9 protein-coding genes are annotated in these 11,837 nt (G+C 33.6%); 1 reads left to right on the top strand and 8 read right to left on the bottom strand.

Annotated features, from left to right (window positions below):
• Nucleotides 1-464: helix-turn-helix transcriptional regulator (locus tag Q0L29_RS03835; protein WP_296619239.1), on the bottom strand; the 464-nt coding region annotated here is incomplete at its 3' end.
• A gap of 210 nt (nt 465-674) precedes the next feature.
• Here Q0L29_RS03835 and Q0L29_RS03830 point away from each other — a divergent pair.
• On the top strand, nt 675-1,751 hold the full coding sequence (locus Q0L29_RS03830) for a PAS domain-containing sensor histidine kinase (protein ID WP_296619237.1): 1,077 nt from the start codon (nt 675-677) through the stop codon (nt 1,749-1,751).
• A gap of 76 nt (nt 1,752-1,827) precedes the next feature.
• Here the strand turns inward: Q0L29_RS03830 and Q0L29_RS03825 are convergent, their stop codons facing one another.
• From Q0L29_RS03825 to Q0L29_RS03795, 7 genes are all read right to left on the bottom strand, one after another.
• On the bottom strand, nt 1,828-2,691 hold the full coding sequence (locus Q0L29_RS03825) for a DUF4249 family protein (RefSeq protein ID WP_296619236.1): 864 nt from the start codon (nt 2,689-2,691) through the stop codon (nt 1,828-1,830).
• Entirely contained in the window at nt 2,691-5,069 is a 2,379-nt protein-coding gene (locus Q0L29_RS03820; protein ID WP_296619234.1) for a TonB-dependent receptor, read from the bottom strand. Before Q0L29_RS03820 ends, Q0L29_RS03825 begins: the two co-directional genes overlap by 1 nt.
• Before the next feature lie 158 nt (nt 5,070-5,227).
• Complete coding sequence (locus Q0L29_RS03815; RefSeq protein ID WP_296619232.1) at nt 5,228-6,091, bottom strand: DUF4249 family protein; 864 nt, start codon at nt 6,089-6,091, stop codon at nt 5,228-5,230.
• Nucleotides 6,088-8,469, bottom strand: a complete 2,382-nt coding sequence (locus tag Q0L29_RS03810) for a TonB-dependent receptor (protein ID WP_296619230.1) — start codon at nt 8,467-8,469, stop codon at nt 6,088-6,090. Before Q0L29_RS03810 ends, Q0L29_RS03815 begins: the two co-directional genes overlap by 4 nt.
• Nucleotides 8,470-8,731: 262 nt before the next feature.
• On the bottom strand, nt 8,732-8,983 hold the full coding sequence (locus Q0L29_RS03805) for an acyl carrier protein (RefSeq protein ID WP_296619240.1): 252 nt from the start codon (nt 8,981-8,983) through the stop codon (nt 8,732-8,734).
• Between the two features lie 44 nt (nt 8,984-9,027).
• Nucleotides 9,028-10,332, bottom strand: coding sequence for an ATP-binding protein (locus Q0L29_RS03800; RefSeq protein ID WP_296619229.1), 1,305 nt, complete (start codon nt 10,330-10,332; stop codon nt 9,028-9,030).
• 31 nt (nt 10,333-10,363) lie between these two features.
• Nucleotides 10,364-11,755, bottom strand: a complete 1,392-nt coding sequence (locus Q0L29_RS03795) for a sigma-54 dependent transcriptional regulator (protein ID WP_296619228.1) — start codon at nt 11,753-11,755, stop codon at nt 10,364-10,366.
• Between the last annotated feature and the right edge of the window lie 82 nt (nt 11,756-11,837).

Genomic DNA, 11,837 nt, shown 5'->3' with positions numbered 1-11,837 from the left:
TTCAACAGATTATCGTTCAATCCTTTGCCGATTAAATAGATAGGGAAATAAAAAACAGCAAAAGTAAGCATCACTCCTATTTTCACTAAACTGTAATTTACGCCAGAAGTACCATCCCCACGTTCATGCCAATAATAAAAGCCCACATCCATAAAGCCCTCCACAAAAGATAGGCACAAATAAATAACCCCAATTATAGCTCCCCATTTAAAGTATGTTTTTTTATTCCCAAGCAGAGCTGAAAATTGGTTTTGCTGATTTTCTTTCAAATTAAGTTCTGAAAAATCGACATTCAATACTTCCAATATCGATTTGATGGTATAACTCCTTGGAAGTACTTCTCCCGCTTCAATTCTCTGAAGCGTACGAACATTCAAATTACATTTCTCTACAAGTTCTTCTTGTGTAAGTCCTTTTGCCTTTCTCCAATTCTGGATTTTATGGCCTAATTCAGGTTGTTGCATGTTATATATTGTTTTGTTGACCATAGCAAGTAGCTTTTTTAAACCTTAAAATAAAACGAATTAAGCGGGCTTATATCCGACATTAACACGACAATCTAATTTTAAACCCTAATTTACAGTATTTTACTGTTTTTAGTTGTTATAAATTAATTCCTCCTATTCTATAAAAAACACTAACTTTAAAAATCATGTTTTAATTCCTATGGTTTAATGAATACTTCCGGCTTCAATTATGAACGTTATTTTGAGTTGACTCCTGATTTAGTATGTATTGCAGGTTATGATGGCTACTTCAAAAAAATTAACCAAGCAGTAGTAAATACATTAGGCTATAGTTTTGAAGAACTTTATGCCAGCCCCATCTTTAACTTCATACATCCTGAAGACGAAAGAGTCACTTCTATTCACCGACAGGAATTAATAAAGTCAAATAGGCTCCATAATTTTGAAAACAGGTATATCACCAAAAGCGGAAAAATAATTTGGTTAGCTTGGACATCAATCCCATCAGATGAAGATCAAACTATTTTTGCTATTGCTAAAGAAATTACTTACAAAAAGAGATTGGAATCTGAAAGAAATAATCAATTGGCAGAGCTGTCAAAAAGCAATAAAAATTTTGAACAAATCAATTATAAAACCTCCCATGATTTACGCGCTCCTGTCAATAATCTGAATTCAATTTTAGAAATGATAGATTTAGACAAAATTGAAGGTAATAAAAACAAAAAACTTTTCAATTTAGCGAAGAAAGGTGCTGAGCAATTAAAGGAAAAAATGAAACTCTACATTAATTCCCTTATTGAAACTAATAGCCCAAATATAAAAATAGAAGCTATCTCCTTTGAAAAAACCTTTGAATTAGTGCTCGAATCCATCCATAATTTAGTCAGCAAATCCAGAGCTAAATTTCTAATAGATTTCAAACATGCACCTGTTGTTGATTTCAATGAGGAATACCTGGAAAGCATTTTTCTTAATTTAACTACCAACAGCATTAAATATACAGCTCCTGGAATTAAACCTGTGATCAAAATTAAGAGCCGGGATTTAATCTCTAAAATTGAACTGACTTATGAAGACAATGGAATTGGTTTTGACATAGAAAAAGTTAAAGATCGAATTTTTGGTTTACATCAGACTTTCCACCATAATGAAGACAGTAAAGGTATTGGATTGTATTTAGTTCATACCCATGTCACCAGTTTAGGCGGAAATATTTCAGTTGAAAGTGAAGTAGATAAAGGAACCAAGTTTACCATTACCTTCAATAAAACATTGAGTTAATTCATTTTGATCAATCTTCTTATGGAAGTATAGCCATTTGTAGATTCAATTTTAATCGAGAACACATAAGGACAATTCAATCCTCTTTTTCAATAATAATACTTCTCTTTTGAATCGAGCTAAACTGAATAAAGCCTAAAGGTTCATTTTCAGGGTTTGTTAGATTTTTAATATTTGTATCAGGATTTACTGGTGGCGGACTAAAAACTCCTCCGTCATTAAATAACAAGTTTATAAATTCAACATAGTATTGATAAAGATCTTCATTTAAGGTATAAAGCTCCAAATCTACTGTATCACCTTCCTCGAACGAACCAGGAACAGGAAGTGCCTGAAATTCTTTACCAAAAAATTCAGATGTTAAAATGGAATTTGAAAAATCACTTCTTGAATTTCTTAACGTATCATTTACTGAAACATCCAGTTTAAAATATTCGATTCCTTCATTATTTAAATTCCCATTTACAAACATAAAATACCCTTCTCCAAAAACAGGCTGACCCAAAGCTTGCAATTCTTCAGCTGATAAATAATATAAAGAGTCCAAAGTAGCATTTTCTAGAACTATTCCTTTGGCTTCTAAAACTTCTTCTTTCGCTTCTATTTGTAGGATATAATTTTGACCAACGCCTAATCCAAAAGGGGTGTTTGATTGGTAATTGCTATCCTCAGGATTATAGTTAAAGGATTTTAGTAAATTAAAATTTGAATCCAATAAGCTGACTTCTGCCTCCGTAAAAGGTGCTAATCCAGATGTGTCATAATAGTTTATGCTCTCAGATATCTTAATCTTTTGTATAATTCTTTCATTGGTCAGTTTCCCTTCAATCACTAATTTTGGATCAGATTGAGTTAAATCCAGATCAATTATTTCCTGGCAACTCCAACTAAGTAAAACTGCTAAAAACAGACTCAATATTTTATACTTATTTGCTTTCATCAATTAAAGGAAAAATTATACGTAAGTGAAGGTATGATGCCAAATAAGGCGGTTTTTACAGCTGCTGGACGAGTACTGGTAATTGGTCCATCTTCTGATTCATTAAAAGTAGGATCATTATTATTCACTTGCCTAAATTCAATAGAAAATGGGTTTTTTCGATTGTAAACATTATAAAATGAAAGCGTTATTTCATGATTATATCGCTTCCATCTACTACTCAATTCATAAGTTAATCCCAGATCCATTCTGTGAAAATCAGGCATGCGGCTAGTGTTTCTCTTGCTATCATCGTAATAAGCAATATTTTGACCATTAATGGTATATCTACCTTGAGGAAATGTGACTGCTGCACCGGTTGCATAAACCCAGTTGCCTGAGAATGATAATCGCTCAGAAAATTTGTGTGACACTACTATAGCTATATCATGCGGCTTGTCATAGCGGGCTAAATAGGGCTCACTGCTTGCTACTCCTTCAATTTGTCTTTGAGTTCTAGACAGTGTATAACTTAACCAACCTGTGGTCTTGCCAATATTTCTTCTTAGCATAAATTCTCCTCCATAAGACCAGGCAATACCATCTGCCACAGCAGTTTCAATTCTATCATTTAAAAGCACATCTTCTCCGGGGAGGAAATCTACTACATTTTGGAGCCATTTATAATAACCTTCAACAGAAATTTCCCAGGCATTATTTTTTAGATTTCTAAAATAACCTAGCGCCACCTGATCACCAATCACAGGTTTAATATGAAAGTCTGCCGGAATCCAGCGGTCAGTCGGGAAGCCAGCCGTAGCATTTGTTGCTACCTGCAAGTATTGTCGCATACGGTTATAGGAAGCCTTCAAACTGTTTTTTGAATTTATTAAATATCGAATACCTAATCTAGGTTCAAAACCACCATAATATTTAACTATCTCACCACTTTCATAAACATCAGTTTGGATTTCATTTTCAGGTCTTTTTCTTTCTCCATCCGCATAAACAGAAACTGAATCAGGTCCTACTTTTGCAAAGGAGGAATAACGAACCCCATATTCCATACTTAATTTATCTGAAATGGTATGCTGATTACTTACATAAACCGCTGTTTCTATCGCAAAATCATTTTGAAGATTGAAATCCTGAATGTTAGATTCTTGAGATGTGATTTTTGCAGGAGCAAAAACATGGTAAATAGCATTGGCCCCAAAGAAGAGTGTATTATTATTGTTTAGAAAATAATCGAAATCCATTTTAAGATTATATTCCTGCAATCCTGAATCCCAATTAAAGCCTGAACCAGCAGTATTCACATCAAAACCGTAATCGAAATTGCTGTAGAGCAAAGTAGTATTAAGGAATAGTTTATCATTGAAAAGATGATTCCAACGGGTGGAAAAAGTCGAATTCCCCCAATCAAAGCCAAATAAATCCTGGAAACCTAAATTATCCCGACCAAAATAACCGGAAACAAAAATCTTATCTTTATCACTAAATCTATAATTAAATTTTGTGTTCAAATCATAAAAATAGAGCGTATTATTTCTAATATTTTCATCTTTAGCAAAAGTCAGAAACACATCTGCATACGTTCTTCTACCTGATAAAAGCAAAGAAGATTTATCCTTTACAATCGGTATTTCTGTTGTCAGTCGACTACTAATACTTCCAATTCCACCCGAAGCCTCAAATTCTTGATTATTGCCCTCGCGCATTTGAATATCTAAAATAGAAGAAATTCTACCTCCGTATTTAGCAGGAATCCCCCCTTTATAAATCTCTACATTTTTTACGGCATCTGGATTGAAAACAGAAAAGAATCCAAGCAAATGGCTGGCATTATACACTGTGGCCTCATCCAGCAGGATTAAATTTTGATCTGAACTTCCACCTCTCACGAACATTCCCGATGTGCCTTCCCCCGATGTGGAAACACCAGGTAGAAGTTGTAGGCTTTTTACGATATCCACTTCTCCAAAAAGAGCCGGTATAGATTTAATCCTTTCAATTTGCAGTTTTTCTGTACTCATTTTGACTGAGCTTACATTTTCATCACTGCGAGTTGCCGAAACTATGACTTCTTCCAAACTTGAAGCCTCCTCTTCCAAATTAAAATTGAGGGAAATATTTTCTGTTAGATTAACTGAAACTTCTTTAGTTGCATACCCAATATAACTCGCCTTAAGTGTATATTCTCCTTTAGGTAATTCAAAAGAATAATAACCGTAAATATTGGTAGCCATTCCGTTTCCAGGCTGATTTTTATCCACGACTGTAGCTCCTATTAAAACTTCCCCTGAGCCAGCTTCTTTAACATAACCGCTTATGGTATACTTTTGCGCATTTAATTGAGATACTAGAAAAAAAAGGAAAATGGTAGCTCTTATTTTCATGAGGTTTGATAGTAGAAAAATATCATTGCAAAAAAACGAAGCTTAAAAGTAATTGTTGATGAATTTGTGGAAAATTAACAATAGTTTTTATGAATGGAGAATATAGAGGACAAATAAAAATCAAAAATGTTTAAACCTATTTGATATTTAAACTTAAATCAATCTCTTTCTTCAATTTTAATATTTCTTCTTTGTACAGAACTAAACTGGATATAGCCAAGAGGCTTATTATCAGGATTGGTAAGGTTTTTAATATTGGAAGTTGGATTAACTGGTGGTGGGCTAAAAACTCCACCGTCATTTGCAAAAAGATTTCTAAACTCATCGAAATATTGATAAACATCTTTATTTATACTGTAAAGCTCTAAAACTACAGCATCCTCTTCTTCAAAAGAACCTGGTATAGGAAGAGCCTGGAATTTTCTGCCAAAATATTCGGAAGTTAAAATAGAATTTGTAAAATCATTTTTCCCATTTCTAAAGTAGCCATTTACCGTAACATCCAATTTGAAATATTCAATACCTTGATTGTTCAGTTCCCCATTTACAAACATGAAATAACCATCTCCGAACACAGGTTTCCCAATACTTTTCAATTCCTCAGCTGATAAATAAAAAAGAGAGTCTAGTGTGGCATTTTCGAAAATTTTCCCTTTGGCTTCCAAAATTTCACCTTTGGCTTCAATTTGAAGGACATATTCTTTCCCAACGGCTAATTTTATTGGACTGGCTGATCTATATAAACTATCCTCATGAGAATATATAAATGATTCTATTATATTATGCTGATGATCCATTAAATTAACTTCCGCGTCCTTAAAAGGAGCTAATTCTGAACTATCATAATAATTTAAACTCTCCGATATTTTGATAGTTTGTAGTGATTCTTCATTTAGCAATTTACCCTCTATCACTAGTTCCAGATCGGACTGAGGTAATTCTAAATCAATAATTTCAACACAACTCCAACTTATAAGAATTGCCAGAATAAGACTCAATATTTTATTTCTATGTGTTCTCATTTGTTAAAAGAAAAGTTATATGCTATTGAAGGTATAATACCGAAAAGTGATCTTTTCACTGCAGCAGGTTTATTACTGGTCATGGGTCCGTGTTCAGCTGATTTATAATAAGGGTTGTTATTGCTGACATGTTCAAATTGTATGGAAAAAGGATTTTTACGATTATAAACATTATAAAAAGAAAACGTAATTTCATGATTATAGCGATTACTTCTACTGTTCAATTCATAAGTTAGGGCTAAATCCATTCGATGGAAATCTGGCATTCTGCTAGAATTTCTTTTGCTATCATCATAGTAGGTAATATTTTGTCCATTCATCATATACCTACCTTCAGGAAAAGTTACCGCTGCCCCAGTGGCGTATATCCAATTTCCTGAAATTGATAAGCGCTCAGAAAATTTATGTGATAATACCAAAGCAAGGTCATGGAGCTTATCATATCTGGCGAAGTATGGTTCTCCATTAGCAACTCCTTCAATTTGTCTTTGAGTTCGTGAAAGCGTATAGCTCAACCAGCCTGTTGTTTTGCCAACATTTTTTCTAAGCATAAACTCTGCGCCATATGACCATGCTATCCCCTCTGCCACAGCTGTTTCAATTCTATCGTTCAAGAGTATATCTTCACCGGGAAGAAAATCCACTACATTTTGAAGCCATTTGTAATAGCTCTCCACCGATAATTCCCACGCATTATTATTAAAGTTTCTGAAATAGCCTATTGCCACCTGATCCCCAATTACAGGTTTAATATGATAATCTGCTGGAATCCAGCGATCAGTTGGAAAGCCTGCTGTTGCATTAGTTGCCACTTGCAAATATTGCCGCATTCGGTTGTATGATGCTTTTATACTGGATTTAGAATTGACCATATAGCGAATTCCCACTCTAGGCTCGAACCCCCCGTAATATTTCACAATATCACCGCTTTCATAAACATCTGTTCTAATTTCATTTTCAGGACTTCTTCTCTTGCCCTCAGCATAAACTGAAACAGAATCGGGACCAATTTTGGCAAAAGATGAATAACGAATTCCATATTCCATGCTCAATTTTTCAGAAATATCATGTTGGTTACTCACATAGAGCGCAGTTTCCACGGCATAATCATTTTGTAAATTGAAATTTCTAATATTCGGATTTTGTGAAGAAATTTCAGCTGGTGCGAATACATGATAAATAGCATTAGCTCCAAAAAAAAGATTATTATTATCATTTAAGAAATAATCAAAATCCATTTTAAGATTATATTCTTGCAATCCTGAATTCCAATTAAAGCCGGTTCCAGCTGTGCTAACATCAAAACCGTAATCAAAATTGCTATAGACTAAAGTGGTATTTAAACTTAATTTATCTTTGAAAAGATGGTTCCAACGTGTAGAAAGTACAGAATTTCCCCAATTGAAGCCAAACAATTCTTCAAAGCCCAATTCATCCCTACCAAAATAACCCGAAACAAAAACTTTATCCTTATCGCTAAAGCTGTAATTAAATTTAGAATTGAAGTCATAAAAATAGAGTATGTTATTTCTAATATTTTCATCTTCAGCGAAAGCCAAAAATAAATCGGCATAAGTTCTTCTTCCGGATAGTAACAAAGAAGATTTGTCTTCTACTATAGGCACCTCAACTGTTAACCGACTGGAAATAACTCCAATTCCACCAGAAGCTACAAATTTTTGATTATTCCCTTCACGCATTTGAATATCTAAAATGGAAGAAATTCTTCCTCCATATTTTGCAGGAATCCCACCTTTATAAATTTCTACACTCTTTACTGCGTCAGGATTGAAAACAGAAAAGAAACCAAATAAATGACTGGCATTGTAAATAGTGGCTTGATCGAGCATGATTAAATTTTGATCAGAACTTCCTCCTCTAACAAACATACCCGAAGTCCCTTCACCTGCCGTGGAAATACCAGGTAGCAATTGCAAACTTTTGATTATATCTACTTCCCCAAAAATTGTTGGAATAGATTTAATACGTTTAATCTCCAATTTTTCTGTACTCATTTTAACGGAACTCACATTTTCATCACTTCTGGATCCGTTAACCACTACTTCGTCCAATTTGGAAGTCTGCTCATTTAAATTAAAATTAATAGATTGATCTTTAGTAAGATTTATATCAACCACTTTGGTGTAATAACCAACATAGCTAACTTTTAAAGTATATTCTCCTTTAGGTAAATCAAAAGAATAGTAACCATTTACATTTGAAGCCATTCCATTTCTGGGCTGGTTTTTATCCACTACCGTAGCTCCAACTAACCCCTCATTAGAACCCACCTCTTTTACATAACCGCTAACGGTATATATTTGAGCATGTACAGTGGATGCTAATAAAAGCATCGGGATAATGGTTATAAACTTCATATGGGTTGATAGTAGCTTTACATATAAACCTAACGAAGCTTAGTATTTTTTGTTAATATTTAATTAAAACATTACATATTAAATATGCTATAAAAAGCGTAAAAAGAGGTAAAAGTGGGATTTTTGTAAACTTTAGTTGTAAATATATAAAAAACATTACGTACTAATGTTTTGAATCGGAGAGAAATTTGGAAATAAAAAAACCGATGGTGATAATAATTAACCATCGGTATTGAATCAAGCTTTTGGTGTTGAGCAAATCCTATTCAGCAGAATGAATCTTTTCATCAATATATTTTACTGCCTGATTAATAGTTGATAATTTCTCAGCATCCATATCGGGAATTCTAATGTTGAAATTTTGCTCAAATTCCATTACTAATTCAGCATAATCTAAGGAATCTATTCCTAGATCTTTTATAAAACTTGCATCAGCGGTTACCTCAGAACTAGCGATACCTAGTTTCTCCACTAATATATTCGTAATGGTTTTTTGAATTTCTTCTTTTGGCATTTTGCTTATTTTTTCCACAAATATAACTTTTTAAAGGGTAATCACTAAAATTTTAATATAAACTCTGTACCAACCCCTAACGTAGACTGAACTGAAATATTACCCTGATGTTTTCTCATTATTTCTTTAGATAAACTCAGACCGATTCCCGAACCGTTTTTCTTAGTAGTAAAGAATGGAATAAATATTTTAGTTAAAGCTTCCGGCTCAATTCCTGATCCATCATCTTTCACCGTAATAACGACTCTCTTTTTGTTATCTAGGTTGGAACTAATCCATATATTTTTTTCCTCTTGTTCTGAATCGAATGCTTCCGATGCATTTTTAACCAGATTTATAATAACTTGCTCTACCAATTCCCTGTCAATTAAAATCTCAGGTACTTTTTCATCCAATGATTTATGAACTTTTATGGATTTGCCTTTTAGATCCTTGCTCATTAATAAACATATACCTTCCAAAACTATATTTACGTTTTCATTTTTAAGCTTAGGAGTTGGTGTATGAGTTAGATTTCTGAACTCATTCAAAAACCTGATCAAGCCTTCACTTCTGCTCTCAATAGTTTTAAGAGAATACATCAAATCCTCCATATCATCTTTCTTGATAGGTACTTCCTCTGCACCATTTACTTTATAATCGCTGAGCATTTCGCGGGTCGTACCAGTTAAAGATGAAATTGGCGTTACCGAATTCATAATTTCATGAGTCAATACCCTGATAAGGTTTCTCCATGCCTCCATCTCTTTCTCATCCAGCTCGGTTTGAATATTTTGCAATGAAACCAGCTTAAATTGCTTATCATGCAATTGTAGTTCAATGGCATAAACCGATAACTGCCTACTCTCCTCTCCTATATTTACTTGGATTAATTTACTACCCCCTGTTTTGAGCTCCTTTAAAGTATCTACCAACTCTTCACTCACTTTAGCCAATTGCTGAATATTATTAACTTGGTAAGAGGTGTTCAATAATTTTTTGGCAGCAAAATTATATAACTGAATATCACCTGATTTATTAAAGGTAATTATGCCAATCCCAACATGCTGTACGATATTTCGAAAATACTGATATTCCGCTTCCTTTTCTTTTTGTCGATCTTTTATAGTGTTGATGATTGCAGAGTATTGCTGCTTTAAATCCTTATTTTTTTCTTCAGGTTCAAAATCAATTTCATTATTTTTCAATTGCTCCAAAAATCGATTGATTGAAATCTCGTTTGCTGCCTGTTCTTTGAAAAATGCTCTTGCCTGAACCCCAATGAGCACCAGTAATATTAATATCAAAATTGCGGATTCATTATGCACCACAATTATTGCCCAAACAAAAATGGTAAGGGTTAACAACATCAACCGAATTAAAAACTTTTTTAAAAGTGGGTTATTGAAGGTCATATTTACTTAATCTTCTATATAAAGAGGCTCTCGTTAGCCCCAACTCTTCGGCAGCCTTTGAAATATTCCCTCCATGAATTTGAATTGCTTTTTGAATCGTTTGCCTTTCAACATCTTCCAAATTAAAACTATCATCCATTTTAGCTGTTTGTTGCGAATTTGAATTCCCTCCTTTTGACAAAAAGAAAAAATCATCTGCTTCCAAAGTAGATTGGTCTGCCATAATCAATGAGCGCTCTATGGCATGTTGTAATTCCCTGATATTTCCTGGCCATTGATATTTTTGCAGAAGCCTCAAGGCATTTTGACTTATCTTGATATCGCCTTTTTTATACTTTTTCGCATAAATATTTAAAAAGTGGTCTGCTAAAAGCGGTATATCTTCTATTCGTTCTCTTAATGCCGGCAAATGAATTTCAACCGTATTAATTCTATATAATAAATCTTGTCTAAAATCTCCTTCATTCACTCTAGCATTTATATCCTCATTGGTAGCACAAATTAACCGAGTATCGAATGGAATGGCTTCATTACTTCCTAAACGAGTAACAGTTCTATTTTGGAGAACATTCAATAATTTCGCTTGAAGAGGAGCACTGAGATTACCAATCTCATCCAAAAATATGGTGCCTTTATCTGCAATTTCAAATCTTCCTGCTCTATCTATTTTGGCATCCGTAAAGGCTCCTTTTTTATGACCAAACAATTCGCTTTCAAATAAAGAATCGGTTAAAGCTCCCATATCCACACTTACAAAGGAATGGTCTTTCCGTGTTGATTTTTTATGCAAAGCTCGGGCAATTAATTCTTTTCCAGTTCCATTCTCACCTAAAATCAGCACATTGGCATCCGTTGCTGCCACTTTATCGATTATAGTGAATACGTTTTGTAATGCTTTACTCTCACCAATGATAGATTTGAATGGCGCATCAATGGATTCCTCTAACTGTTGTTTCTCTTGCTCCAATCGGCTGACTTGATTATAAGAATTTTTAAGTTGAGCAGCTGAATGAATAGTAGCCACTAATTTCTCATTTTGCCAGGGCTTTAATACAAAATCAGTAGCTCCTTTTTTTAAAGCATTTACAGCTGTTTCTACATCGCCAAAGGCAGTTATCAAAATAACGACTGCTTTAGGATCTCTTTCTTTTATTTGCTCCAGCCAGTACATTCCTTCTTTCCCACTGGTTGTATCCTGACTGAAATTCATATCCAATAGAATCACATCATAGGTCCCCTGATTTAAAAGAAATGGAATTTTTCTAGGGTCTTTCTCAATAATGACTTCTTTCACATGTTTTTTCAACAGCATTTTAGCTGCAAACAAAACATCTTCATCATCATCTATTATTAATACTTTATTAATTTCCTTTTCCATTTTATTTAAATTCTATGTTGAATAAGATAAAAACAATGCCAACCCCTAAAAGGAGCTTTTGAGCTTACAATTTAATAAATTG

The organism is Marivirga sp., assembly GCF_024636815.1.
Taxonomy (GTDB): domain Bacteria; phylum Bacteroidota; class Bacteroidia; order Cytophagales; family Cyclobacteriaceae; genus Marivirga.
The sequence above is the reverse complement of the archived record's forward strand: the minus strand, read 5'-3'. Positions and strand labels throughout refer to the sequence as shown.

Coding starts and splice junctions, on each gene's coding strand:
- Q0L29_RS03830 (WP_296619237.1), top strand. CDS start 675: ATGAATACTTCCGGCTTCAATTATGAACGTTATTTTGAGTTGACTCCT.
- Q0L29_RS03800 (WP_296619229.1), bottom strand. CDS start 10,332: ATGTTGTTAACCCTTACCATTTTTGTTTGGGCAATAATTGTGGTGCAT.
- Q0L29_RS03810 (WP_296619230.1), bottom strand. CDS start 8,469: ATGAAGTTTATAACCATTATCCCGATGCTTTTATTAGCATCCACTGTA.
- Q0L29_RS03825 (WP_296619236.1), bottom strand. CDS start 2,691: ATGAAAGCAAATAAGTATAAAATATTGAGTCTGTTTTTAGCAGTTTTA.
- Q0L29_RS03815 (WP_296619232.1), bottom strand. CDS start 6,091: ATGAGAACACATAGAAATAAAATATTGAGTCTTATTCTGGCAATTCTT.
- Q0L29_RS03805 (WP_296619240.1), bottom strand. CDS start 8,983: ATGCCAAAAGAAGAAATTCAAAAAACCATTACGAATATATTAGTGGAG.
- Q0L29_RS03820 (WP_296619234.1), bottom strand. CDS start 5,069: ATGAAAATAAGAGCTACCATTTTCCTTTTTTTTCTAGTATCTCAATTA.
- Q0L29_RS03795 (WP_296619228.1), bottom strand. CDS start 11,755: ATGGAAAAGGAAATTAATAAAGTATTAATAATAGATGATGATGAAGAT.